This is a genomic window from Streptomyces sp. NPDC018263, assembly GCF_055562575.1.
The window spans coordinates 225,439-250,926 of sequence record NZ_JBVHFA010000004.1; the positions used below are offsets into that span (position 1 = coordinate 225,439).

General features: G+C 71.4%; 22 protein-coding genes. 4 read left to right on the forward strand and 18 right to left on the reverse strand.

Translation table 11 applies throughout. From position 1 onward, the window contains the following. Positions 1-436 precede the first annotated feature (436 nt). Positions 437-1,195: a DUF6928 family protein gene (locus ACZ3HQ_RS13460; protein ID WP_467510379.1), complete on the reverse strand. Its 759-nt coding sequence runs from the start codon at positions 1,193-1,195 to the stop codon at positions 437-439. A 313-nt stretch (positions 1,196-1,508) separates the two neighbouring features. Between ACZ3HQ_RS13460 and ACZ3HQ_RS13465 the strand changes: the two genes are divergently transcribed. Next, positions 1,509-1,910: a hypothetical protein gene (locus ACZ3HQ_RS13465; RefSeq protein ID WP_356422878.1), complete on the forward strand. Its 402-nt coding sequence runs from the start codon at positions 1,509-1,511 to the stop codon at positions 1,908-1,910. An 830-nt stretch (positions 1,911-2,740) separates the two neighbouring features. Here the strand turns inward: ACZ3HQ_RS13465 and ACZ3HQ_RS13470 are convergent. Then, on the reverse strand, positions 2,741-3,478 hold the full coding sequence (locus tag ACZ3HQ_RS13470; RefSeq protein ID WP_467510382.1) for a hypothetical protein: 738 nt from the start codon (positions 3,476-3,478) through the stop codon (positions 2,741-2,743). 56 nt (positions 3,479-3,534) lie between these two features. After that, on the reverse strand, positions 3,535-4,170 hold the full coding sequence (locus ACZ3HQ_RS13475; protein ID WP_467510384.1) for a TetR-like C-terminal domain-containing protein: 636 nt from the start codon (positions 4,168-4,170) through the stop codon (positions 3,535-3,537). Positions 4,171-4,374: 204 nt separating this feature from the next. Between ACZ3HQ_RS13475 and ACZ3HQ_RS13480 the strand changes: the two genes are divergently transcribed. Further along, a complete protein-coding gene (locus ACZ3HQ_RS13480; RefSeq protein WP_467510386.1) occupies positions 4,375-4,887 on the forward strand; it encodes a DinB family protein in 513 nt (170 codons plus the stop codon). Between the two features lie 376 nt (positions 4,888-5,263). Here ACZ3HQ_RS13480 and ACZ3HQ_RS13485 read toward each other — a convergent pair whose 3' ends face one another. The 6 genes from ACZ3HQ_RS13485 to ACZ3HQ_RS13510 form a co-directional block, all read right to left on the reverse strand. Next, positions 5,264-5,887, reverse strand: a complete 624-nt coding sequence (locus ACZ3HQ_RS13485; protein ID WP_467510388.1) for a DUF6000 family protein — start codon at positions 5,885-5,887, stop codon at positions 5,264-5,266. A 284-nt stretch (positions 5,888-6,171) separates the two neighbouring features. Continuing rightward, positions 6,172-6,681, reverse strand: a complete 510-nt coding sequence (locus tag ACZ3HQ_RS13490) for an O-acetyl-ADP-ribose deacetylase (RefSeq protein ID WP_467510390.1) — start codon at positions 6,679-6,681, stop codon at positions 6,172-6,174. Further along, positions 6,678-8,096 (reverse strand): phytoene desaturase family protein, encoded by a 1,419-nt coding sequence (locus ACZ3HQ_RS13495; protein WP_467510392.1) that lies wholly within the window; start codon positions 8,094-8,096, stop codon positions 6,678-6,680. The genes ACZ3HQ_RS13490 and ACZ3HQ_RS13495 overlap by 4 nt, the downstream gene beginning before the upstream one ends. 78 nt (positions 8,097-8,174) lie before the next feature. After that, complete coding sequence (locus tag ACZ3HQ_RS13500; RefSeq protein ID WP_467510394.1) at positions 8,175-9,017, reverse strand: inositol monophosphatase family protein; 843 nt, start codon at positions 9,015-9,017, stop codon at positions 8,175-8,177. A gap of 89 nt (positions 9,018-9,106) precedes the next feature. After that, positions 9,107-10,927, reverse strand: coding sequence for a gamma-glutamyltransferase family protein (locus ACZ3HQ_RS13505; RefSeq protein ID WP_467510396.1), 1,821 nt, complete (start codon positions 10,925-10,927; stop codon positions 9,107-9,109). 190 nt (positions 10,928-11,117) lie between these two features. Further along, positions 11,118-12,284: a S1 family peptidase gene (locus tag ACZ3HQ_RS13510; RefSeq protein WP_467510397.1), complete on the reverse strand. Its 1,167-nt coding sequence runs from the start codon at positions 12,282-12,284 to the stop codon at positions 11,118-11,120. 309 nt (positions 12,285-12,593) lie between these two features. Here ACZ3HQ_RS13510 and ACZ3HQ_RS13515 point away from each other — a divergent pair, with 309 nt between their 5' ends. After that, complete coding sequence (locus ACZ3HQ_RS13515; RefSeq protein ID WP_467510399.1) at positions 12,594-13,265, forward strand: hypothetical protein; 672 nt, start codon at positions 12,594-12,596, stop codon at positions 13,263-13,265. A gap of 46 nt (positions 13,266-13,311) precedes the next feature. Here the strand turns inward: ACZ3HQ_RS13515 and ACZ3HQ_RS13520 are convergent, their stop codons facing one another. From ACZ3HQ_RS13520 to ACZ3HQ_RS13560, 9 genes are all read right to left on the reverse strand, one after another. Continuing rightward, on the reverse strand, positions 13,312-14,838 hold the full coding sequence (locus ACZ3HQ_RS13520; RefSeq protein ID WP_467510401.1) for an NCS1 family nucleobase:cation symporter-1: 1,527 nt from the start codon (positions 14,836-14,838) through the stop codon (positions 13,312-13,314). 132 nt (positions 14,839-14,970) lie between these two features. Next, on the reverse strand, positions 14,971-15,990 hold the full coding sequence (locus ACZ3HQ_RS13525; protein ID WP_467510403.1) for a TIGR03842 family LLM class F420-dependent oxidoreductase: 1,020 nt from the start codon (positions 15,988-15,990) through the stop codon (positions 14,971-14,973). An 11-nt stretch (positions 15,991-16,001) separates the two neighbouring features. Beyond that, complete coding sequence (hydA, locus tag ACZ3HQ_RS13530) at positions 16,002-17,405, reverse strand: dihydropyrimidinase (protein ID WP_467510405.1); 1,404 nt, start codon at positions 17,403-17,405, stop codon at positions 16,002-16,004. A 113-nt stretch (positions 17,406-17,518) separates the two neighbouring features. Then, positions 17,519-18,361 (reverse strand): nitrilase-related carbon-nitrogen hydrolase, encoded by an 843-nt coding sequence (locus ACZ3HQ_RS13535; protein WP_030809660.1) that lies wholly within the window; start codon positions 18,359-18,361, stop codon positions 17,519-17,521. Positions 18,362-18,517: 156 nt separating this feature from the next. Beyond that, entirely contained in the window at positions 18,518-20,092 is a 1,575-nt protein-coding gene (locus tag ACZ3HQ_RS13540) for a PucR family transcriptional regulator (RefSeq protein WP_467510407.1), read from the reverse strand. 17 nt (positions 20,093-20,109) lie between these two features. Continuing rightward, positions 20,110-21,393, reverse strand: a complete 1,284-nt coding sequence (locus ACZ3HQ_RS13545; RefSeq protein ID WP_467510409.1) for an aspartate aminotransferase family protein — start codon at positions 21,391-21,393, stop codon at positions 20,110-20,112. Continuing rightward, positions 21,390-22,232 (reverse strand): nitrilase-related carbon-nitrogen hydrolase, encoded by an 843-nt coding sequence (locus ACZ3HQ_RS13550; RefSeq protein WP_467510411.1) that lies wholly within the window; start codon positions 22,230-22,232, stop codon positions 21,390-21,392. Before ACZ3HQ_RS13550 ends, ACZ3HQ_RS13545 begins: the two co-directional genes overlap by 4 nt. A gap of 157 nt (positions 22,233-22,389) precedes the next feature. After that, complete coding sequence (locus ACZ3HQ_RS13555; protein ID WP_467510413.1) at positions 22,390-24,297, reverse strand: hypothetical protein; 1,908 nt, start codon at positions 24,295-24,297, stop codon at positions 22,390-22,392. Between the two features lie 89 nt (positions 24,298-24,386). After that, complete coding sequence (locus ACZ3HQ_RS13560; protein ID WP_030809674.1) at positions 24,387-24,638, reverse strand: helix-turn-helix domain-containing protein; 252 nt, start codon at positions 24,636-24,638, stop codon at positions 24,387-24,389. 33 nt (positions 24,639-24,671) lie between these two features. Between ACZ3HQ_RS13560 and map the strand changes: the two genes are divergently transcribed. Beyond that, the gene (gene map, locus ACZ3HQ_RS13565) at positions 24,672-25,466 is read left to right on the forward strand and encodes a type I methionyl aminopeptidase (protein ID WP_467510415.1); all 795 of its coding nucleotides are present in this window, start codon (positions 24,672-24,674) and stop codon (positions 25,464-25,466) included. The last annotated feature ends 22 nt before the right edge of the window (positions 25,467-25,488 follow it).

Genomic DNA, 25,488 nt, shown 5'->3' on the forward strand with positions numbered 1-25,488 from the left:
CACTTCATCAGTACGGAACGGCGCAGATTCATGTCGATCGGCCTTGAGTGCCCAGTCTCAACCCGTCGTCAGCCCCCTCAACCCGGTCTTGACCAGTCGCTTTGCCGCGTACGAGCGCGGTCCTTGGCCAGTTCTCGGCATGTGTCCCGAGTCGAGCCAGTGGCAGCCAGCACGCGCGCCGGAGCCATTCCACCCAGTCTGCCCCGACGCCACCACGCGCTCCGCCATCCCGTCAGGGAGGGTCATGCCAGGTCGAGTTGAGTGCCAGCACGGGAGCGATCAGCCACGGGACCCGCTGAGTGTCTAACTGAGTGACAACCCTGACGCACAACGGCAGACGAGCACGGACGCCAGCGAACCGACAATGCAGGTGACGAGCACAGCAGCCCAAGGCCGACCCCGCACTCAAGTTGCTTCGGGACGAAGAGGTCGTGAGCTAAAGGCCGTCGCGCTCGATCAGCGAGCCGTCGGGGCCGAACGTGTACACGCGGGGCGGTCCCGTGGCTTCCACGGCCCTTCGCAGTTGCGCTTCCTGCTCCGCGGGGTCAGGGCCGTGCGGGTCCCGCACCTGGAAGCCGTGCAGTCGGATGTTGTCTGCGTCGACGTCGTCTGGCTCGGGGCGACCCTCCTGGGTGAATCCGCACAGCGCTCGCAGTGCGTCTTCGCCCAGTTCCAAGGGGTGGAACGGCAGCGGGTACGCATCTTCGTCCTCGTCCGGCCAGGGGATGACGTCGGCCGGGCGGTCTCCGGCCCAGTAGGGCAGCTCAAAGGGGAGCGGTTCGCCGATGTTCTCGATGATGCCGCTGTCCGGAGATAGGCTCAGGGAACGGACGAGACGCCCGTCCTCCCATACGGCGAATGCGAGCCAGTCGACGACGCTGTGCATGGCGTGCAGGACGAGCCGTCGGCCGGCGCTTGCCGCCACGAGGTGTTCGGGAAGCTGGGAGGGGGCATCGATCATCACCCTCTGATCACCGATGACGTCCACGCCAGGCCAGCTGGCCGCGTACGTCGTCCCCTTCGGTGGGTACACGCCGTCCCAGAGAGTTGAGCCCTCGCACTCCTCGATCTGCCAGCCTGGGTAGAGCCGCCGCATCATCGTGACGGTCCGATCAAGGTCCGCTGCCCCCGCTCGTCGCAGCGCCCCCGGCACGTCGCCGACGGCGTACACCAGCAGTCCCGTCTTGGCTCCCAAAGCAGCCCTCCCCAAAGCGTTGCCCTCGATGGCGGACGCACCATAGCGCCACCCACTGACAACGAGGGCGACTCATTTCTCCTGGCCCCGCTGGGCCGTCTCTGGGCCGTGCGAGGGCGCCCAAGGCCGACCGAGGACGACCGACAGTGACAGCCGAGCCGGAGCCGCTATACGCGGAACCCCAGGTCAGAGCGTCCTGGGGTCACGCGTTTCCCCCCAGGGGTGGCGGTCAGGCAAGATGGGGTGTTTCTTGCCATTGAGTCCAGATTTATAGTCGAGCAGCGTTGTCAGTGGCCAGCTATACGGTCCGCCCATGAGCGAGAGACCCACGACAGGTTGGCGCAAGGGCATCGAGAAGGAACAGCGCGAGCTGGCTGCCGGCACGCTGGAGCCCGATTGTGCGTGCATGGCTGAGCTGTTCCCAGAGCAGCTGATCACCAGCACCGACAGCGTCCTGGACGCGTTCGAAGCCGATGTCTCAGCACTTCAAGATGCTGCCGATGAGCGCGTCTTCGCCGCGGTTCAGCGTGTTGTCCTGGCCCTGAACGCCGTCAACGATGATCACGACGGTGCCGCTTACGAAACCGACGAACGAGAGCAACTGTGCCTCTACATCGACGAAGTCCTCACCGAGCAGGGAGTCGATGTCGTTGCCCTGACCGCACGACACGACTTGGGACGCTACGAACTCACGGACCAGTGGCGCGACTGGTAGCGACGCCGCTGTGTCGAATGCGTGTCGAAGCGAGCTCCTCGGTCAATAGCTCATGCGGAAGTGTGCCGTTCAGGCCGTCTCCTCTCCCTTACCGTCCCAGCGCCTTCTAAGCGCCTGGCCCATCAGTCGGCCCCCCTCACCCCCTCAAACACCCCGAACATCCCCCGTCGAACAACACGAACCGCACCCCTCCACCCCCGTGTCAGCCGCCCGTACCGTCCCCACGGCGACACGCGCCGCCTCCTCTGTGGCAGAGGCGGTGCTGTTCTTGGCGGGGAACGGGTATGCGACGGGGACGACAGTGTTTGGGGATGATTGCCTGGGGCGGGGGCGGCGGGGGCCATCAGGCGAGCACCAGGTGGCCGTAGTCGGTCAGCACATCGCGTGCCTCGGATACGTGGTCGTAGTCCTTCAGCCGGTGCAGAACGGCGCGAGCCCGCGCGGCCGTGCGCTTCGAGGACAGGTCTCTGAGGTGTGTATGACTTGCCGGGCCTCCTCGGGGCCCGCTCGGGCCGTGGAGCACCCGCCGCTGGTCGGACTCAAGCGGGTCGACGTCCCGTATCGCAGCCCCACCGAGGCACCGCAAGCGCCAGCCGTCCCCCACCGGCGGCGTCCCTCCGGGGTCACAGAGCGACCGGAATGACTTTCACACCGGGCGAGGGATTCGTAGGCGCCCGCACGTATTCCGGGACCTCCTGTTCTCCTCCCGGTGTTGCCGACGCCCGGTTCCAGCAGGATCGCCTCCGCGGGGACCCGAGGCCCAGGGCGTGCTCGCGGAAGTGGACGGCTTCGCGTCTGGGCCGAACAGCCGCTCACGGCCTGACGGAGATTCAGCGCCCGGTGCTCAAGGCGGACTCCACCCAGTTGCAGAATTCGATGGCCAGGTGACGCCGGTGTTCGGAGAGGATGCGCGGGAGGGTCGTACGGGGAAACTCGACGCACAGGTGGGCGTGGAAACCTCCTGGGACGTCCTGGAACCCGTGGCGCACGCCGCCTATGTGCAGACCCTTTCCGCTGATGGCGACGCCGGCCATCTCTGCGTCGGTGGCGGAGTCGAAGGGCGTGGTGAGCGTGGAGAGGGCGGTGTAGTCGATGAGGAATCGGGTGGGCAACGGGCTGCCGCCGGTGGTCTCAATCACTTCCTGCCGCCCGTCGGGCAGGGCCTGGATGAGGAAGTGGTCGGGGTGCGCCGCCGTCATGGAGCGGACGTAATCGTCCCGGGAGGTGTCCTCGAACCACTGGACGAGCCCGGCCGCGCTGCCTCCGGTCACCTGGAGCTCGCACACGGAGGTGGCACGTCCCCCGCGGGAGATCCGGGCGGTGGTGTTCGCCACGACATCGCCGACGCGAAGGTCGCGACGCAGGCGGCGTTTGATCTCGTCGGCTCCCAGGGCGAGCTTGCCGTCGGCGAACTCCACGCGCTGCCTGGCGAGTTCCCCGGACGGCACTGGCAGGCCGATCTTCGAGGCCGCCACGGGCAGGCGTTCGGCCTCCCATGCCAGCACCTCGTCGCGACTGAATCGGCGACCGCCGATGATCACGTGCACGGTAGGCGACGCACTGCTCATGGTGTTGCTCCGTTCCTGTGAGGTGAGCTTCGCTGGTGGCGCGTTGCCGTGCCGTCTCAGTCGTCGGACGTCGGCGACGCGGAACGGCCGGGCATCGATGCGGCCCGGATGCCCTGACGGTTCAGCGCGAGCTCGACGGAGCGGTCGACGAGGCGGTCGTCGAGCGGCCGGCCCGTGACGAGGAGCCGGAAGTACGCGGGTGCGGCGAGATCCTCGATCAGCTCGTACGGGTCGGTGTCCGGGGCGAGTTCACCGCGCTCGACAGCACGGGCCACGATCGCGGCGGCGCCGGCGAACCGCGCATCCCAAAAGGTGCCCTTGGCCGCCACCACTTCGTCGTCGTCCGCCGCCAGGGACACGAGGGTGAGGATCACCCGCCGGACCTCGGGCCGCTCGACAAGGCCGACGACCTGGCCGAGCAGTGCCCGCAGGTCCCCCTCGAGCGTGCCGGTATCCGGTATCGGGTTCCCGGTCCTCGCAAACTCGGACAACGCGTCGGCGGCCAGGTGCGCCTTGCTCGGCCAGCGGCGGTAGACAGTGGTCTCCGCGACCTGGGCCGCCGCGGCCACACGGGCGATCGTGAGGTGCTCGTAGCCCTCGTGGAGCAGCACCTCCGCGGTGGCGCGGAGGACGTTCTCACGGTTGCGGGCAGTGCGGCCTCCGGGGCGACGCTTCACTGACTTCTCGGTCATGGATTCCCTCGCGCCACGGTGAGCGGCCGACGGTCGGATGCCTCCCCCGGCCTCTTAGTGCAGTACTTCTTGCGTTAGCGTACGCCATGCAAGCCCACCCGCCTACGGGCCCGGCGGCGGACACACCAGTGCCGCATCGGGCAACGTTCGCCTGTAGTGAGGCCCCGCCTGTCGACGGCTTCGGCCGCTGGCGATAATCGGCTGATGAGCGCCATCGATCGCCCCATGCCGCCCCTGAACGCCGACGAACGCACGACGCTTGAAGGCTGGCTCGACTTTCACCGCACCACACTGGCCATGAAGTGCGAGGGTCTGGACGATGAGCAGGCCGCCGTCGCGTCCGTGCCGCCGTCCGGCTTCACGTTGACCGGCCTGGTCCAGCACATGGCGGAGGTGGAGCGGAACTGGTTCCGCCGCGTGCTCGCCGGAGAACAGGCCCCGCCCATCTACGACCCGCAGGCCGACCCGGCCGGCCCCGACGGCGGCTTCGACCTTGCTGCGGACGCCGCCCTGAGCGACGCCCTCGCCACCTGGCACGCGGAGATCGCCCGCGCCCGCGAGCACTGCGCCGACCGTGCTCTGACCGATACGGGCCGCTTCATGGGGCAGGACGTCAACCTCCGCTGGATATACGTCCACATGATCGAGGAGTACGCCCGCCACAACGGCCACGCCGACCTGCTCCGCGAACGCATCGACGGCACCACCGGCGTTTAGCTCCGGATCAGGCAGCGCCGGCCCTGTCGACGACAGGGCCCAGGTGCTGATCGTCGGCATGGCGGTTTCGCCAGATGATGCATCTGCCCGCCGCGACCTTGACCTCGATCATCGTGTCACCCCCCTTGCTGGTGGGGGCTTCGTGGCACGAGGTCTCCCGATCACGCCGCCAGTGGGCATCCCCTGCGACGGTGGCACGGGTCGACGCTGACGGCAGTGGTGACGGCAACGACAGTGGACGCCGGCAGCGCTCACCAAGATGCTGCAAGGCGGCTTCGCGTTCGAGCTTGCGACCGAAGAGAAGCCCGTCGGGCAGTGTGACTGCTGCAACGCCCCCGACAGCCGTAGCCCGCGGTGACCATGCTCGGCAAGGGGCTCATGTCAGCCTGTCGGGGCAGTGCTTGGCACCTTCATCAGCGAAGGCGCAGAGCTGGCCGAGGAACTCCCGGTATGTGTCGGGGGCCTCACGCTCCTTGCTGGGCGGTCCGTCGATCCACTGCTGCCAGAGTCCGTTCGCAGCGAGGAACCGGCCCGCGTGGTCAGTACCGAGCTTGGCATCGAGCAGCAAGAGCGCGCCGAGGGCGGCCGTCTGGTCGTAGTAGAGGTCAGGGCGCTGCAGGTAGCGGTCAAGGTAGGCAACCAAGGGGACTGCGTCGGCCGAGGTGCCGAAGGTAGCCAGAGCGACACAGAACGCCTGCCCCGCGTACGGCCCTTCACTGGCGAGCAGGAGTTCGCCCAGACTCTTCCGGAACTCGGATCGGCCGGCAACGGCGATGAGCCAGGCTGCCGTCTTCCTCTCGCGCCATCCGCCGTCGAGCAGCATGCTGAGTTCGCGAGGGCTGATCTCACCGGCGTCCTGGCCCAGCTTCCGCATGAACTGGGCACGGTCACGCCCACCCATACGGAGAAGGACGCCCCCTAGTTTGAGGTACCGCCGATCGGGCGTGACATAGCGGCGGATCAACCTGAGCCGCTTGTCATCTTCGTCAGTACCACGCATGGCAGCATCCTCGTATGGACGACGCTGTCAGACCAGCGATCTGGCAGGACGCAGCCCACGAGCAGGTCGCCTATGCAAGCACGTGAACGCCCCTGGATGCAGCCTCAGACCTCGCCCCTCACTTCTTCGGCTACTGGTCGCACACCGCTGATTGAGCCACTGGCACCGGCCGCTGGATGATCTCGCTGCGGTGCTGCGGGAGTGCGTCTCCACTGCGGGCAGTTACGTATGGTTCGCCGGCGCCGCCTTCTAAGCGCTTGGCCCATCAGACAGGCCAGGCCCCCTCACCCCACAACCCCCTCGAACACCCCGAACGTCCCCCCGTCGAACAACACGAACCGCACCTCCTCCACCCCCGACTCAGCCGCCCGCACCGTCTCCACCGCGACCCGTGCCGCCTCCTCCACCGGCCATCGGTACACCCCCGTGGAGATCGCCGGGAACGCGACCGTCCGTGCCCCCACCTCATCCGCGACCCGCAGCGACTCCCGGTAGCAGGACGCCAGCAAGGACGGATCGGAGCCGGGCGCCTGCCACACCGGACCCACCGTGTGGATGACCCACTTCGCCGGGAGATCCCCCGCCGTCGTGGCGACGGCCTCGCCCGTGGGGAGGCCGGCGCCGTAGTGGGAGGCGCGGAGGTCGCGGCAGGCGGCCAGGATCGACGGGCCGCCCCGGCGGTGGATCGCGCCGTCCACCCCTCCCCCGCCCAGCAAGGACGAGTTCGCCGCGTTGACGATCGCGTCCACCCGCTGCTCGGTGATGTCGCCCTGGACGAGCGTGATCCTGGTCATCGTTGCCTCAGCCTTCTCCAGACGTCCTTGGCCGCGTTGTGGCCCGACATGCCGTGTACCCCTGCGCCGGGGGGAGTCGCGGAGGAGCAGAGGAAGACGGCGGGGTGGGGGGTGCGGTACGGGAACAGGGTGGGGCGGGGGCGCAGCAGGAGTTGGAGGCCGTCCACCGCGCCGCAGGCGATGTCGCCGCCGATGTAGTTGGCGTTGCGGGCCGCCAGTTCGGGCGGGCCGGCTGTGGCTCGGGCCAGGACTCGGTCGCGGAAACCGGGCGCGAAGCGGTCCAGTTGGCGTTCGATCGCTTCCGTCAGGTCGCCCTGCCAGTTGTTGGGGACGTGGCCGTAGACCCAGAAGACCTGCTTGCCCTCGGGGGCGCGGGTGGGGTCGGCCACGCTGGGCTGGACCGTGATGAGGAACGGGGGGTCCGGGGCGCGGTCCTCGCGGGACGCGGCGCGCAGGGCTCGGGCGATCTCGGCGCGGTTCGCGCCCAACTGGACGGTGCCGGCCACGCGGGCCTCGGGGGCCGTCCACGGGACCGGGCCGTCCAGGGCGTAGTCGATCTTGAAGACGCTGGGGCCGTACCGGTAGCCGTCGTAGTGGTTGCCGAAGCCTGCGATGCGGGCCAGGGCGGTGGGTGAGGTGTCGAAGATGTAGGCGCGGGCCGGGGGGAGGTCGTCCAGTCGTTTGACCTCGTAGTCGGTGTACACCTTGCCGCCCAGGTCGAGCAGGTACGCCGTCAGCGCGTCCGAGATCGACTGGGAGCCGCCCAGCGGCACCGGCCAGCCCCGGGCGTGCGCGGCCAGCGCGAAGACCAGGCCGATCGCGCTGGTGGCGAACCCGCTCAGCGGAGCGATCGTATGGGCGACCAGGCCGGAGAACAGGGCCTTGAACCGCTCGTCGTGGAAGCGGCTCATCAGGGCCGTCGCGGGCGGCAGGCCGGCCAGGCCGAAGCGGGCCAGGGTGACCGGGTCGCGCGGCAGCGCGGTCAGCGGCAGGGACATGAAGTCCCGCAGCAGCGTGTCCCAGCGGTGCAGGAACGGCGTGATCAGCCGGCGGTACGGCCCCGCGTCGCGCGGGCCGAAGGACGCGGCCGTCTCCGCGACCGAGCGGGCCAACACCGCCGCGCTGCCGTCGAGGAACGGGTGGGCCATCGGCAGCTCGGGGTGGAGCCACCGCAGCCCGTACCGCTCCAGCGGCATCGCGCGGAACGCGGGCGAGTTGACGCCCAGGGGATGCGCGGCCGAGCAGGGGTCGTGCCGGAAGCCGGGCAGCGTGAGTTCCTCGGTGCGCGCGCCGCCGCCCACGGTGGAGCGCGCCTCGAAGACGGCCACGGAGAAGCCCCGGCGGGCCAGCTCCACGGCGGCGGTCAGCCCGTTCGGCCCCGCCCCCACCACGACCGCGTCCAGCATCGACGGCACCTTCCGACCCCCTCGTCAGCCGATGGCAACTCGGCTCAGCATAGGCCGGGGCACCCTCACCGGCCCCGGCCGCTCACCTCACCCCGTGCGCAGCAGCTCCCCCACCCTGCGGGCCGTGGCGGCGTCGCGGGCGGCGGTGAACGGCAGCGCGTTGCCCCCGGTTATCCGGAACGGCTCGCCGGTGAGCGTGAGGTGGGCGCCGCCCGCCTCCTCCACCAGCAGCAGGCCCGCCGCGTGGTCCCAGGCGGCCTCCCAGGAGAACGCCACGGCGTCGGTCTCGCCCCGCGCGATGGCCAGGTACTCCAAACCCGCCGAGCCGCAGGAACGCGGGGCGACCCCGTCGGTCCACAGGGCCCGCAGCGCGCGCTTCTGGTCCTCGGTGGTGTAGTCCGGGTGCGAGACGGCGACCTTGAGGTCCCGGCCCGGCCCGGGCGGCCCGGCGAAGAGCCGCTCCCCGTCCAGGAAGGCGCCCTTGCCGCGCACGGCGGTGGCGAACTGGTCCCGGACCGGCGCGTACGTCCAGGAGGCCAGCACGGTGCCCCGGTGGGCGAGCGCGACCAGGGTGCAGAAGCCGTCGTTGCCGTGCACGAACTGGCGGGTGCCGTCGACCGGGTCGATGATCCACACCGGTGCGTCGCCCCGGATGGCGTCGTAGGACGCCGGGTTCGCGTGCACCGCCTCCTCACCGACCACGACCGAACCGGGCAGCAGGCGGCTCAGCTCCTCGGTGAGGCGCCGCTCGGCCAGCCGGTCGGCGTCGGTCACCAGGTCGTGCGGCCCGCTCTTCTGGTCCACCTCGTGCTCGGCCAGGCGGCGGAAGCGGGGCAGGATCTCGGTGGCCGCGGCCTTGCGGATCGCCTCCTCCACGTCGGCGGAGTGGCGGTCGAGAAACTCCTCGATGGTTCCGGTGTCGTCGATCATGTGTCCATGAGACCACGGTCCGCCGAGATCCCCCTCCCGGCTGTGGATAACCTCCCCGCCGACAGCCGGTCCGGCCCCCGCAGGGCCCCTCAGCGGCCCACCGCGTACCCCTGCATCCCCCGCGGGTTCGCCCCGGCGGACAGCACCCCGGTGGCGGGGTCACGGGCGACCGCGCACATGCGGCCCTCCGACCAGGCGGGCCCCACCGTCACGTCGTGTCCCCGGCGGCGCAGCTCGGCGACGACCTCCTCCGGCATCCGGGACTCGACCGTCACGCTGCCGGCCTGCCAGCCGCGTGGGTAGAACGAGCTGGGGAAGCCGTCGTTGTGCCAGTTCGGGGCGTCGATGGCGCCCTGGAGGTCCAGCCCGCCCCGGACCGGCGCGCGCAGGGCCGCCGCCAGGAAGAAGTGCGTCTGCCACTGGTCCTGCTGGTCACCGCCGGGCGTCCCGAAGGCCAGCACCGGCACACCGTCCCGCAGGGCGAGGGACGGGGAGAGGGTCGTACGGGGGCGGCGCCCCGGCGTCAGCGTGTTGGGCAGGCCCTCCTCCAGCCAGGTCATCTGGAGCCGGGTGCCCAGGGGGAAGCCCAGTTCGGGCACGACCGGGTTGGACTGGAGCCAGCCGCCACTGGGCGTGGCGGCGATCATGTTGCCCCAGCGGTCGACCACGTCGAGGTGGCAGGTGTCCCCGCGCGTGGTGCCGTCGGCGCTCACGCGCGGTTCGGCGACCACGGTGGGCTCCCCCACCGCCGCCGTGGCCACCGTGGGCTCCCCCACCCCCGCCGCGCCACCCGGCACGCGCGCGTGGGCGAGCCTCGGCAGCCGGGGCGCACGTCCACCGGGGCTCCCCGGCCGCAGCTCCCAGGACGCGTCGGCGCCGATCAGGTCCCGCCGACCCGTGTTGTACTCCGCCGACAGCAGCTCGCTGAGCGGCACCTCGTCCGCGTCCCCGTACCACGCCTCGCGGTCGGCCATGGCGAGCTTGCAGCCCTCGATCAGCAGGTGCACGTAGTCCGCGCCGCCGTACTGCGGGAGGTCCGCCGGGAGGAGGGCGAGCTGCTGGAGGAGGGCCGGGCCCTGGCTCCAGGGGCCCGCCTTGCAGAGGGTCCAGCCGTTCCAGTCGTACGTGGCCGGAGCCTCGTAGCCCGCCGTCCAGTCGGCGAGGTCGGACTCGGTCAGGGTGCCGGTGTTGCGCGAGCCGCTGGAGTCCAGCGTGGGGCGGCGGGACTGGCGGAGCAGCGCCTCGGCGATGAAGCCCGTACGCCACACCGCGCGGGCGGCGTCGATACGGGCCTCCCGGTCGCCCGCGCCCGCGGTCTCGGCCAGCAGGCGCTTCCAGGTCGCGGCGAGGGCGGGATTGCGCAGCAGCTCGCCGGGGCGGGGTGCGTGGCCGCCGGGCAGGTACACCTCGGCCGAGCTGGTCCACTCGGTCTCGAACAGCTCCCGCACGCTCTCCACGGTGGCGGTGACGTTCTCCACGGGCGGGTGGCCGTGCTCGGCGTACCCGATGGCGTACTTCAGCACCTCGTCCAGGGGTTTGGTTCCGTGGTCGCGCAGAAGCAGCAGCCAGGCGTCGAAGGCGCCGGGGACGGCGGCCGCGAGGGGGCCGGTGCCGGGGACGAGGTCGAGGCCGAGGCCCCGGTAGTGCGCGACAGTGGCACCCGCCGGGGCGACGCCCTGGCCGCACAGCACCCGGACCTCGCCGCCGGCCGGGGCGAGCAGGATGGGCACCTCGCCCGCCGGGCCGTTCAGGTGGGGCTCCACGACGTGCAGTACGAACGCGCCCGCCACGGCCGCGTCGAAGGCGTTGCCGCCGTCCTCCAGCACCGCCATGGCCGACTGGGAGGCCAGCCAGTGGGTGCTGGACACCATGCCGAAGGTGCCCTGGAGGGTGGGACGGGTGGTGAACATGCGGCCTCTTCTCTGCACGGGGCACGGGGCACGGCGCACGGGGCACGGGCGCCTCGGCCCACGGGCGGCTCTCCGCCCGGTGACTCATGCAGGATGAAACGTGTTCGGCCGAGGCCGGCGCAAGGGGGCCCGGACACGGGAAGGCCCCGCGAGCGGGCGCGCCCGCGAGGCCGTAGTGCGAGAGCGGGTCTCAGGCCGTGTGCAGCGTCAGCCCGTACCGGCTCAGGATCTCGTTGATCGGCTGGAACCAGGTCTCGCCGCCGCTGGAGCAGTTGCCCCAGCCGCCGGAGGTGACGCCCTGGGCCTGGTCGCCGCTGATGAACGCGCCGCCGGAGTCACCGGGTTCGGCGCACACACTGGTCTTGGTGAGCTGGTGCACCGCGCCCTGGCTGTAGTTGACGGTCTCGTTCAGCGCGAGGACGCTGCCGCAGTGCCAGTGGGTGGTCGAGCCGGAGCGGCAGATGGAGGTGCCGGGAGGCGCCACGTTGGAGCCGCGCACCAACTGGTCGGAGGTGGTGCCCCAGCCGAGCACGACCGGTACGGTCCACCAGCCGCTGCCCACGTTGACCCAGGCGTAGTCGTTGTCGGGGAACGACGAGCCCTGGAAGTTGCCGACGTAGGACCGGTCCCAGCCGTAGACGGCGGCGGACGGCTGGCCGCAGTGGCCGGCGGTGACGAAGCCGCCGTACACCGAGAAGCCGATGGAACAGCGGACGTTGCCCGTGTAGTACGGGTCGCCGCCGACCGCGCCGGCCGCCAGGGTGCTCGCGGACTCGGCGACCTTGTTGACAGTGACGGGGCCCGCCTCGCGGGCGCTCGCCAGGAAGCGCTGGACATCGTTGTCGGCGGCCCTGGAGCGGACCACGTCGATCACGACGGACCCGGCGCTCGGGTCGACGTGCCAACTGGTCACCGACTTGGGCGCCTTGAGGCGGTCGACGCGCGCCTTGGCCGCGTTCAGCTCGCGGGCGCTGTGCTCCACCGTGCGTACGGTGGCCCCGGCGTCCTGGAGCTGTTGGCGGACGCTCGCGGAGGCGTCGTCGGTCACGGCCACGGTCAGGTGGTTGCTCCTGGCGTCGAACCAGGAGCCGCCGTAGGCGGCCCCGGCGGTGGCGCGGGCCTTGGGGTCGAGGTCGGTGGCCGCGCGCTCGGCCTTGAGGCGGGCCTCGGCCTGGGACTTGGTGAGCCCGAAGTCGTGCTGCATCGCGGTCAGCAGGCTCTTGGAAGCGGGGGCGGCGGGGGCGGCGGGGGCTTCGCCGGCGTTCTGCGCGGCGGCGGGGAGGGTGCCCGCCGCGGAGAGGCCGCCGAGCATGAGGAGTGCGGCCGCGGCGGCGCGCATGACTTTCTTGCGTCTCATGGGGAGTTGCCCTTCGTCGTTCCAACGAGGTGGGGGTGGAACAGCCGATTTCTGAGAGCGCTCTCATCAGTGCGGGGCAGAGCCTAGCGGCACCTTTACAACAGGTCCATGCCAATCACACGCCCGCTGTTCCGGCCATGGCGGCGAAAGGAGTTACGTCCGGTATGCGCCTCCTCGGCGCACGGGCCGCGTCACGGCCCGAGTACGCAGCGAGTTCGGGCTTCCGTGGCGCGGACCCCTCGTGTGAGACTGGCGTCCCCCGTCCCCGCAGCCCCCTTCCGTCATCCCCTCTCCCACGAGAAGTGCGCCGTGAGTTCTCTGCCTCTGCCGCTCGCCCTCACCGCTCGTCTGTCCCCGGTCGTCGTGCTGGCCGTCGCGGGCTGGGCCCTCAGCTCGGGTCCCGCCGCCACCGCCAATTCCGGCCCCGCGCCCACGAGTCAGGCGTCCGCCGATGCCTCCGCCGACCCGGCCGCGTCCTCCGCCGCGCCCGCCGTGAAGACGTACACCGCCGCGCCCGCGCCCTGCACCGGCGTGCCCGCGGCCACCGTCAAGTCCCTGGTGCCCGGCGCGAAGACGGCCGGCAAGGAGATACCGTCCACCGACTCCGAGTTGCGCCGCACCTGTTCGTGGAACGCGCTCAAGGGCTACGACTACCGCTGGCTGGACGTCTCCTACGAGGTGACCGCCTCCGACGACGCGGCGGAGAAGGAGTACCAGCAGCGGGTCGCCGAGAAGAGCGGCGGTGGTCCCGTGCCGGGGCTCGGTGACGGCGGCTACTCGGTGGTGAACCTGAACACCGAGGACAAGCAGCAGACCCGCGAGGGCGTGGTGCTGGCCCGTGCCGCCAACGCCCTGGTGGTCGTCACCTACAGCGGCAGCGACTTCGAGAGCAAGAAGGCTCCGGAGACCTCCGAGATCAACAAGGGTGCCATCAAGGCGGCCAAGGACGCGGTGGCTTCCTTGCGCGGAAGCGCCAAGTAACGGCGGAGCCCCGGCAGTCGGTGAACGACCGCCGGGGCTCCTGCGCTCAACCGGCCGCTGACCGGCGGCCGCTCGCCAGCGTCAGCACCACGTACAGCACCATCGAGGTGCCCAGTCCGACCGCCCAGCCGTAGTCGGCCAGCGGGCGCAGGGCCGGGATCGGGCGGCCGTCGATCAGCGGGTGGAAGTCGGCGCCGCCGATGGCGAGGACGCCGCCCACCACGAAGGCGACCACCGCCCGCCAGTTCCAGCCGCCCGCGTACCAGTACCGTCCGCCCGCGCGGTACAGGTCGGCCAGGTCCAGGCGGGTGCGGCGCAGGAACCAGTAGTCGGCGACCAGGATGCCCGCGACCGTGCCGAGCAGACCGCCGACCAGACCGAGCCAGGTGAAGATGTAGCCCTGCGGGTCGGAGTACAGCCGCCACGGGAAGATCAGCACCGCGAGGACGGCGGTGATCAGGGCGCCGGTGCGGAAACTGACCTTGCGCGGCGCGACGTTGGAGAAGTCGAAGGCCGGGGAGACCAGGTTGGCCGCGATGTTCACGGAGAGGGTCGCCACCAGCACGGTGACCAGTGCGTAGATCAGGCCCACCACGTTGTCGGTCTTGGCGGCGAGCTGGACCGGGTCCCAGACCGGCTCGCCGTACACCGCCTGCGAACCCGAGGTGACCAGCACCGACAGGAACGCGAACAGCGTCATGGTCGTGGGCAGGCCGAAAGCCTGGCCGAGGGTCTGGGCGCGCTGGCTGCGGCCGTAGCGGGTGAAGTCGGGGATGTTCAGGGAGAGGGTGGACCAGAAGCCGATCATGCCCATCAGGGAGGGCCAGAACAGCTTCCAGAAGTCGCCGCCCCAGCCCAGCTTGGACGGCTGGTCGAAGAGCGGGCCGACTCCCCCGGCCTGGTCGCTCATCCACCACAGCATCACGAGGGCGCCGACGATGACGAAGGGCGCGGCCCAGTTCTCGAAGCGCCGGATGGTCTCCATGCCCCGCAGGATGATGGCCACTTGGAGCGCCCAGAAGATGGCGAAGGAGAGCCACATGGTCCACGCGTAGCCGCCGATGTGCGCGGCGCCGGACCAGCGGTCGCCGATCAGCTTGCCGGCGAGGAAGAAGATGGCCTCGCCGCCGATCCAGGTCTGGATACCGAACCAGCCGCACGCCACCAACGCCCGTACGACAGCGGGCAGGTTGGCGCCGCGCACCCCGAAGGAGGCACGGGCGAACACCGGGAAGGGGATGCCGTACTTGGGTCCGGCGTGCCCGGTGAGCAGCATCGGCACCAGCACGATCAGGTTGGCCATGGCGATGGTGAACACGGCCTGTTTCCAGTCCATGCCCACCGCGATCAGGCCCGAAGCGAGCGTCCAGGAAGCGGTGTTGTGGGCCATGCCGACCCACAGCGCGGAGAAGTTGTACGTCGTCCAGGTCCGTTTGGCGGCCGGTACGGGGAGCAGGTCCTCGTTGGCGTAGGGGCCGCTGGGCGCGGGGGTGCCGGGGGCGATCTCCACCCGGCCGTCGGCGAGGGTGACTTGGGCGGAGGGTGGTATGGCCGTGGGTGCGGTTTCGGTCATGGTGCAGGCCAATCGGATGGGAGGGTCGGGACAGGCCGTGCGGGGGGGGTGCGCCGTAAGGGTTCCGTACGGGCGTCCTGGCCCCCTTCCGCGCGCGGGGCGGGAAGGGGGAGTTCGATTCGCCTGCCGTGCTCAGGCGTTGACGGCGGGGATCACCTTCGAGCCGTAGGCGTCGATGGTGGCCTCCTGCGCGTCGTGCATGTCGTACACCGCGAACTGGTCGACGCCCAGGGCCCGGAGCGCGTTCAGCTTCTCGATGTGGGCCTCGACCGGGCCGATCAGGCAGAAGCGGTCGACGATCTCGTCGGGTACGAACTGGGTGTCGGGGTTGCCGCTGCGTCCGTGGTGGGCGTAGTCGTAGCCCTCGCGGGCCTTGATGTAGTCGGTGAGTTCACCGGGGATCTGCGCGGAGTGCTCGCCGTAGCGGGAGACGAGGTCGGCCACGTGGTTGCCGACCATGCCGCCGAACCAGCGGCACTGTTCGCGGGCGTGGGCGAGCGCCTCGGGCGAGTCGTCGTCGGTGACGTAGGCGGGGGCGGCGACGCAGATGGTGACCTCGCCGGGGTCGCGGCCGGCGGCGACGGCGGCGTCCTTGACGGCCTTGACCATGAACTCGGTGAGGTAGAGGTCGGCGAGCTGGAGGATGAAGCCGTCGGCCTCCTCGCCGGTCATCTTCAGCGCCTTGGGCCCGTACGCGGCCATCCAGACGGGGAGTTCGGCGCCCGGCTTCACCCACGGCAGGCGGATCGGGGTGCCGCCGAGGTCGGTCTCCTCGCCCCGGCCGAGGGCGCGGATGACCTTCATGGCCTCGCTGATCCGGGCGAGGGTGTTGGGCTTGCGGCCCGCGACGCGCATCGCGGAGTCGCCGCGCCCGATGCCGCACACCGTGCGGTTGCCGTACATGTCGTTGAGGGTGGCGAAGGTGGAGGCGGTGACCTCCCAGGTGCGGGTGCCGGGGTTGGTGACCATCGGGCCGACGGTGAGCCGGTCGGTGTGGGCCAGGATCTGGCTGTAGATGACGAACGGCTCCTGCCAGAGCACGGCCGAGTCGAAGGTCCAGCCGTAGGTGAAGCCGTTGCGCTCGGCCCGCTTCATCAGGTCGACGACGCGGGAGGCGGGCGGGTCGGTCTGGAGTACGAGACCGAAGTCCATGGGCACCACTCCTAGTTGAGGTACTGACAGGTGGAGCGCGGGGTGTAGACGCCGTGCCCGGCGTGGCCGGTGTACTGCCGCTCGGTGATCACGGGGACGCCGCGCGAGAGGACCGTCTCGACCCGGCCGGTGATCCGCTTGCCCTCGTAGGCCGAGTAGTCGACGTTCATGTGGTGCGTCTCGGCGGAGATGACCTGCTCGGCGTGCGGGTCGTAGATCACCACGTCGGCGTCGGCGCCGGGGGCGATGGTGCCCTTCTTCGGGTACATGCCGAACATGCGGGCCGGGGTGGCGCAGGCGATCTCGATCCAGCGGCGGCGCGAGATGTGGCCGTCGACCACGGCCTGGTGGAGGAGGTCCATGCGGTTCTCCACGCCCGGCATCCCGTTGGGGATCTTGGAGAAGTCGCCCCGGCCCAGCTCCTTCTGCCCCGAGAAGCAGAACGGGCAGTGGTCGGTGGAGACCACCTGGAGGTCGTTGGTGCGCAGGCCCCGCCAGAGGGCGGCCTGGTGCTCCTGGGGCCGCAGCGGGGTGCTGCACACGTACTTGGCGCCCTCGAAGTCCGGCTCGGCCAGGTTGTCCGTGGACAGGAACAGGTACTGCGGGCAGGTCTCGCCGAAGACGTTCAGCCCCTCGTCGCGGGCCCGTGTCAGCTCGGCCACCGCCTCCTGCGCCGAGACGTGCACCACGTACAGGGGCGCGCCGGCGACCTGGGCGAGCTTGATCGCGCGGTGGGTGGCCTCGGCCTCCAGCAGGGCCTTGCGGACCTCGCCGTGGTAGCGGGGGTCGGTCTCGCCTCGGGCGAGGGCCTGCTCGACCAGGACGTCGATGGCGATGCCGTTCTCGGCGTGCATCATGATCAGCCCGCCGTTCTCGGCGGCGCGCTGCATCGCCCTGAGGATCTGGCCGTCGTCGGAGTAGAAGACGCCCGGATACGCCATGAACTGCTTGAACGAGCTCACGCCCTCCTCGACCAGCAGGTCCATCTCCTTGAGCGTCTCCTGGTTCACATCGGAGACGATCATGTGGAAGCCGTAGTCGATGGCGCAGTTGCCCTCGGCCTTCTGGTGCCAGGCGTCCAGGCCCTCGCGCAGGGTGCCGCCGACGTTCTGGATGGCGAAGTCCACGATCGTGGTGGTGCCACCCCAGGCCGCCGCTCGGGTGCCGGTCTCGAAGGTGTCGGCGGCGTAGGTGCCGCCGAACGGCATCTCCATGTGGGTGTGGCCGTCCACGCCGCCGGGGATGACGTACTTCCCGGTCGCGTCGATCGTCCGGTCCGCGGTGAACGCCTCGGCGGCGGGGGTTCCGGAGGCGGCGAGGGCGGCGATACGGCCGTCCTCGATCAGTACGTCGGCGTGGATCTCGTCGGAAGCGGTGATGACGAGGCCGTTCCGGATGAGCGTGCGGCGGCTCATGGGGTCCTCTCCCTTCGTGGTCTGCTGCGGGTTCGCTGTGGCTGGTCGCGCTCACGCGGCGGTAGCCGCACATCGATGCGGTCCCGCGCCCCTGTTCTGCTTGCCGTCCGCCTTTACGGCGCCGTCAGCGGCGTGTACGCGTTCGGCTCGCGGTCCCGGTAGAACTGCCAGCGGTCGCGGACCTCGCGGAGCTTGGCCATGTCGAGGTCGCGGACGACCAGTTCGGTCTCCTTGTCGCTCGCCACCTCGCCGACGAACTGGGCCTCGGGGTCCACGAAGTACGTGGTGCCGTAGAAGTCGTTGTCGCCGAGGTCCTCCACGCCGACCCGGTTGATGGCGCCGACGAAGTACTCGTTCGCGACGGCCGCCGCCGGCTGCTCCAACTGCCAGAGGTAGCGGGAGAGTCCGCGCGAGGTGGCCGAGGGGTTGAAGACGATCTCGGCACCGGCCAGGCCCAACGCCCGCCAGCCTTCCGGGAAGTGCCGGTCGTAGCAGATGTAGACGCCGATCCGGCCGACGGCGGTGTCGAAGACGGGCCAGCCGCTGTTGCCGGGACGGAAGTAGAACTTCTCCCAGAATCCCTGGACTTGGGGGATGTGGGTCTTGCGGTACTTGCCCAGGTAGGAGCCGTCGGCGTCGATCACGGCGGCGGTGTTGTAGAGGACGCCGGGCTGCTCCTCCTCGTACATGGGCAGCACCAGGACGATGCCCAGTTCCTTCGCCAGCGCCTGGAAGCGGCGGACGGTGGGGCCCTCGGGGATCTGCTCGGCGTACTCGTAGAACGCCTTGTCCTGCACCTGGCAGAAGTAGGGGCCGTAGAACAGCTCCTGGAAGCAGAGGACTTGGGCGCCCTGGGCGGCGGCGTCGCGGGCCGCCTGCTCGTGCACCTGGATCATGGATTCCTTGTCGCCCGTCCAGGCCGTCTGGAAGAGGGCGGCGCGGATCACTCGGCTCATCGGGACCTCCGGGTCGCTCGGTGTGCCTGGAGCCTAGGAAGGCCGGGCGGCCGGTTTGAGTGGCACGGTGTCACGTCTGCGGGGTGCGGGCGTGGCACCGTGTCACGTCTTGCCGTAGTCATGTTTCACCGCCGTTTTCGCAGGTCGTGGCATGTTTCAGCCCTGTTGCGCGTCGTGCGCGAGGAGTGCGATGTGCACGGAGGCCGCCTGTTCGAAGTCGTCCAGGTCGATCCCGAGCCGCGCCTGTATGGCCTCAAGACGGCGGTACAGCGCGGGCCGGGAGACATGGTGGAGCTGGGCGGTGCGGGACTTGTTGCGGCCGGTCGCCAGGTAGGTGCGCAGTACGTCCAGCAGCTCCCCCGCGCCGCCGCACAGCAGGCCGTCCAGCTCGCGTTCGGCGAAGGACTGCACCTGGGGGTCGTCTCTCAACAGCCGGATCAGCCCGCGCAGATGCACGTCCCGCAGCCGCACCACGGCCGGCCGGTCCAGAGCCGCCCCGGCGACCGCGTCGGCGACGTGCCGGGCCTCGCGGAGCCCTGCGGGCACGTCGTCCCAGCAGGTGCGCGGGTCGGCGGCGGCGACCACCGCGTCCGGCAGCTCGGGCGTGCGCAGCCGGGCGGCGAGGCGGCCGGTGAGCGCCTCGGCGTCCTGGTCGCGGGCGAGGCTGAGCAGGACGGCGGTGGCGCCGTCGGCCAGTTCCGCGACCAGCCCGGTCAGGCCCAGCGTGCGCAGCACCCGGTCCAGCCGTTCGGGCTCGGCGCCGGGCACCACGAGCGGCACGAACGTCCGCCGGTTGACCGGGAGTCCGGCCGCCCGCGCCCGGGGCAGCAGATGCCGGGCGGGTACGGTCCCGGAGGCGAGGTCGGTCAGCAGGCCGTGCGCGGACTGCTCCTCCCAGGTGCGGCCCGAGGCGCCGCCGAGCATCCGGTGCAGCACCAGCGCCTCGGCGGCCCGGTCCGCGAGCAGGCGGCCGGTGCCGGTGTCGCCCCGGTAGCCGCACAGCAGCAGCCTGCCCCAGCGCTCCCCGCGCCCGCCCAGCTCGGCACGGACCCAGCCGTCGCCCTCGCTGCCTCCGGCCTGCCGGGCGATGCGCTCCCAGTCCCGCAGCACGTCGTCCACGGCGGGCCGCTCCCCCGCCGTGGCGAGGACCCGGTGCGCGAGGTTGGTGAGGACGACCGGACAGCCGGAGTGCTGCGCGACCTCGTCCAGCAGACGTTGCAGCGGGGCGCCTGAGGTGATCAGCGCGGTGAGGCTCGTCCGGACGGACTCGGAGAGGCTGACGGCGGCGAACTTGGCCCGCACCAGCCGGGATTGCACCTCTTCGGTGAGTTCGGCGAAGGGGAAGGGCCGGTGCAGCACGACGAGTGGCAGCCCGCACCGTTCGGCGGCCCGGCGCATCACCTCGGGCGGCGTGGGGAAGGCGCGGCCGAGCCCGAGAACGACTGCGGCGGCCTCCGCCCGGTGCAGCGACTGGATGTACGCGGCCTGCTTGGCCTCGTCCCCGGCGAGCAGCACCCCGGTGGTGAGCACCATCTCGCCGCCGGTGAGCATCACGCCCACGTCGGCGGCCTCGGCCACGTGCACCCAGCGCACCGCCCGGTCGAGCCCGCCGGCCCCGGCCACCACCTCGGGCTCCCCGGCCAGCACCCGCTCCAGCGTGAGCACCTGCCGGACGGAAAGGGCCGGTTCCTCCGGCCGTGACGCGGCCCGGAACTCCGAGGTCATGGTCATCCGCTGTACCTCGTTCTCTAGTACGTGCTCCTCAGCGCGTCATCGAGGATCGCCGCGCCTTCCTCGGCCTCCGCGACGGCGAGCGTCAGCGGCGGGGCGATGCGCAGGACGCTGGTGTTGTAGCCGCCGCCCTTGCCGATGAGCAGGCCGCTCCGGCGGGCCGCCTCCATGACGGCGGCGGCCGCGGCGGGGTCGGCCTCGTCGGTGCCGGGCTTGACCAGCTCGATGCCGATCATCAGTCCACGGCCGCGCACCTCGCGGACGCCGGGGAGACCGGCGGTGACCCCGCGCAGCAGCTCGATGAGCAGGCCGCCGACCCTTCGGGCGTTGCCCTGGAGGTCGTGTTCGAGGTGGTAGGCGAGGTTGGCGAGCCCGGCGGCCATGGTGATCTGGGTGCCGCCGAAGGTGGAGATGCTGTTGGCGTCGATGCAGTCCATGATCTCGGCGCGGGCGATCACCCCGCCGACGGACATGCCGTTGCCGATGCCCTTGGCGAAGGTGACGATGTCCGGCGGGCCGTTCCGGTCGTGCGCCTGCCAGCCCCAGAAGTGCTCGCCGGTGCGGCCCCAGCCGGTCTGGACCTCGTCGGAGATCCACAGGATGCCGTGCTCGTCGAGGACTTCCTTGAACGCCGCGTACAGCCCGTCCGGCGGGGAGGTGAAGCCGCCGACGCCCTGGACGGGTTCGGCGATCAGCGCTACGGGGGGCCGGGTCTGGCCGAGGAGGTCGCGCAGGTCGGCCACGCAGGCGTCGATGAACGAGCGGTCGTCCAGGTCGGCGTACGGGCCGCGGGTGCGGACGCCGCCGTGCACGTAGAGCGTCTGGAGCGGGGAGAGGGAGGTCGGCGACCAGGTGCGGTTGCCGGTGATGCCGACCGCGCCGAAGGACCGGCCGTGGTAGCTGTTGCGCATCGCCACGACGGTGTTGCCCTGGCGGTAGGTGGTGGCGAGCAGCATCGCCGTGTCGTTGGCCTCGGTGCCGGAGGTGGTGAAGAAGACCCGCGCGTTGGGGATGCCGCTCAGCATGGCGACACGCTCGGCGAGTTCGACCATCGGACGGTTGAGGTAGAGGGTCGAGGAGTGGATGATCCGCCCGGCCTGCTCGCTCACCGCCTTGGTGACCTCGGGCAGCGCGTGCGCGGTCATGGTGGTGAGGATGCCGCCGAAGAAGTCCAGGTAGCGGTTGCCCTGCGCGTCCCAGACGTGCCGGCCCTCGCCGTGGGTGATCTCCAGCGGGTCGTCGTAGTACAGCGCGAGCCAGTCCGGCATGACCTTCCGGTGGCGGGCGTACAGGTCGTTCACGGGTTCACCAGCCCCTCGTAGGCGTCGGGGCGGCGGTCGCGGTAGAACGCCCACTGCTGCCGGACCTCGTCGATGAGGTCGAAGTCCAGGTCGCGGACGAGGAGTTCCTCGGTCTTGTCGTCCCCGACCTCGCCGACGAACTGGCCGCGCGGGTCCACGAAGTACGACGTGCCGTAGAAGTCGTTGTCGCCGTACTCCTCCTGGCCGACCCGGTTGATGGCGGCGACGAAGTACTCGTTGGCGACGGCCGCGGCGGGCTGCTCCAACTGCCAGAGGTGGGAGGAGAGTCCGCGGTGGGTGGCGGACGGGTTGTAGACCAACTGTGCGCCATTGAGACCTAGTTGACGCCAGCCCTCGGGGAAGTGGCGGTCGTAGCAGATGTAGACGCCGACCTTGCCGACCGCCGTGTCGAAGACGGGCCAGCCGAGGTTGCCGGGTTTGAAGTAGTACTTCTCCCAGAAGCCCTTGACCTGCGGGATGTGGTGCTTGCGGTACTTGCCGAGGTAGGAGCCGTCCGCGTCGACCACGGCGGCGGTGTTGTAGTAGAACCCGGAGCCGTCGACCTCGAAGACCGGGACGACGATCACCATGCCGGTCTCGCGGGCCAGTTCCCGCATCCGGGTCACGGTCGGGCCGTCCGGCACCGGTTCCGCCCAGCGGTAGTGCTCGGGCTCCTGCACCTGGCAGAAGTAGGGGGCGTTGAAGACTTCCTGGAACCCGATGATTTTCGCGCCCTGGCGCGCGGCCTCGCGGGCGTGCTCCTCGTGCTTCTCGATCATGGACTCGGTGTCGCCGGTCCAGGTGGCCTGAACCAGTGCGGCACGTACGACGTTGGCCATGAGCTGCTCCTTCGACGCGGCGTCCGAGCCTCTACGCCCGTAGAAACGGGCCGTAGAGGGACGAAAGTAAGCCTCTTGGACGCCCTTGCCAAGACCATCGTCGCCAACCCGCTGATTCGATCCCGTTTCACACTCCTGCGGGTGAGCGGGGTGCCGGTCAGGGGGTGATCCCGGCGGCTCGGAGTGCGTGGAGGAGGGCCCGCTGGTGGTCCTCGGAGAGGTGCCGGGCGGCTTCGAGCAGGAGGGGGGTGAGGCGGTCGGGGTCCGGGGTGGCGAGGCGGGCCGCGTCCTCGGGGGTGCGGAGGCGGACGCAAGCGTCGAGGAGGGTGCGGGCGTCGCGGGTACGGCCCTCTTCTTGGAGTCGCGCCACCGCGGCGCCGGTCTCCTCCGGTGGGCGGGCGGCGCCCTCGCGGAGCAGGCCGTGGGCTTCCTCGGGGTGGCCGGCTGCCGTCAACGCGTTTGCCGCGTCGAGGAGTTGTTCCGGGGGCAGGGCGGCCGCCTCCCAGCGGAGGGTGGTCCAGTCGGCGTGGGTGAGGGCATGGGCGAGGAGGGGGATGCGCACGGCGGGCCACCGGGCGGCTTCCGCGAGGAGTGTGTACGCCTCCCCGCTGCGGCCTGCGGCACGGAGGGCGGCGAGGTGCGCGACGGCTTGGGCCACGGCGCGGTGGTCGTCGGCGTGGGGCACGGGCGCTGCCGGGCCGGGCGCCTCCTCGGCCTCCGCTCCGGCGAACCGCGCACCCCGGAGGTCGGGGGTGTCCGGAGCGGTGCCGGGGAGGACCAGCGGCGCGGGAGTCTCGTCGGACAGCCCGGCAAAACGAGCGCTCCCCCGGCGGCGTCTACGGGGCTTGGACGGCACTTCGGCGACTGCATGCCCCTCGGCCGACCCGTCCGCGGCGAACCCGGAAGCGGCGGCGTAGGGAGTACGACCGGACTCCGCCCGCCCAGCGGCCCAAGCGGCACTTCCGGCCGGGCCATCCGACGCCCGGGCGGGCGCGCCCGCATAGGGGGCAGGCCCGGACACCACCTGCCCAGCGGCCCGCGCGGCACTTCCAGCCGTGCCATCCGGCACGAGGCCGGGCGTGCCCGCGTAGGGAGTACGGCCGGGCCCCGCCTCCCCAGCGCCCCAAGCGGCACTTCCGGCCGGGCCATCCGGCGCGGGGGCGGGCGCACCCCCGTAGGGAGCAGGCCCGGACACCGCCTGCCCAGCGGCCCGTGCAGCGGCTCCGGCCGGGCCATCCGGCGCGAGGGCGGGCGCGCCCGCGTAGGGAGCACGGCCGGGCCCCGCCTCCCCAGCGCCCCAAGCGGCACTTCCAGCCGGGCCATCCGGCGCGGGGGCGGGCGCACCCCCGTAGGGAGCAGGCCCGGACACCGCCTGCCCAGCGGCCCGCGCAGCGGCTCCAGCCGGGCCATCCGGCGCGGGGGCGGGCGCGCCCGCGTAGGGCCCCGCCTGCCCGGCGGTGCGTGCGGCGGCTCCGACCCCGCTGTCCGGTGCGGAGCCGGACGTGTCCGCAGGGGAGGTACGGCCGGGCCCCTGTCCGGGGGCCCGGGCGGGCCACGGGTCCGGGCGGGCCATTCGGGACAGCCGGTCCCGGAGCTCCGCGCAGCGGGCCGTTGCCCGGTGCCGGGTGTCCCGAGCCCAGGCCAGGTCGACGCGGAGGGCCTCCTCCTCCGCCTCCGTCCTCGCCTCGGTGAGGCGCTGGGCCAGCGCGGCCTCGCGTTCGTCGGCGTCGTGGCGCTCGCGGAGGGTGGCGTGGAGGCGGCGGGTCAGGGTGTCGTGGGCGCCGGGGCGGGCGTCGTACGCGGTGAGGGCGGCCGTGTGCAGCGCGCGGGCCCGCTCGCGCTCGGCGAGGGCCGGTGCGGTGCCGTACACCGCCGCGAGGTCCCGCAGCAGCGCGTCCACCACGTCCCACGGGGGCACCTCGCGTCCTTCGCGGCAGGCGCGCATGCCGTGCGGGTCGCGGTGCCAGAAGACCCCGCACCAGCCCGCGCTCTGGTCGAGGCGGGACAGGAGGCCGTCCAGGTAGGACCCGAACTCCCCGGCCACCACTGTGAGTTGTTCCGCCATCGACCGGCTCCCGCCCGTTCGCCAGTACTGCGGGAGCCAGGCAACACCAGCCGTGTTACGGGCCTGCTACGCACGGTTTGCGGAACGGCTCAGACCGGGACCAGCGCGCAGCGGACGACGAGCTCGTCCATGGAGAGCCCGAGCGCCCGCGCCAGCGCCGCGACGGTGAAGAAGGCGGGGGTCGGCGCCCGGCCGGTCTCGATCTTGCGGAGCGTCTCGGCGGAGATGCCGGCGACCGCGGCGACCTCGGTCATGCTCCGCGGGCCGCGCGCCTCGCGCAGCAGCCGGCCGAGCTGTTCGCCGCGCTCGCGCTCTTCTGGGGTCAGGGGGGTGCGCACCATGGCACCCATTCTAATACCGGTATAGTAATTGGCATGGTTGAACTCAAGACGGACGCCTCCATCGAGGCCATGCACACCGCCGGCCAGGTCGTCGGGCGCGCCCTGACCGCCGTACGAGAAGCCGCTGACGTGGGCGTGAGCCTGCGCGAACTGGACGAGGTCGCCCGAGCCGTCCTGCGCGAGGCGGGCGCGACGTCCCCCTTCCTCGGCTACCGGCCCTCCTTCGCCCCGACCCCGTTCCCTGCGGTGATCTGCGCCTCGGTGAACGACGCGATCGTGCACGGCATCCCCACCGATCACCGCCTCCGCGACGGCGACCTCCTCTCCGTGGACTGCGGCGCCCTGCTGGACGGCTGGGCCGGTGACTCGGCGATCAGCTTCGTGGTCGGCCGTCCGCGCCCAGAGGACCTGGCCCTGATCGACACCGCCGAGCGGGCGCTGGCGGCCGGGATCGAGGCGGCCGTGGTCGGCAACCGCATCGGTGACATCGCCCACGCCATCGGCACGGTGTGCCGCGCCGCCGGGTACGGCATCCCGGCCGGCTTCGGCGGCCACGGCATCGGGCGCAAGATGCACGAGGACCCCGGCGTGCCGAACGAGGGCCGCCCCGGCCGGGGCATGCCGCTGCGCCACGGGATGGTCCTGGCGATCGAGCCGATGCTCATCGCGGGCGGCCGGGACGGCTACCACCCCGACCCCGACGGCTGGACCCTCCGCAGCGACGACGGCTCCCGCGCGGCCCACGCCGAGCACACGGTGGCCGTCACGAACGCGGGCCCGCGCATCCTGACGGCCCGCGAGCCGGTCAGGCAGGGAGCGGGGGCGTAGCGCGGGACCGGGGGGAGCCAGC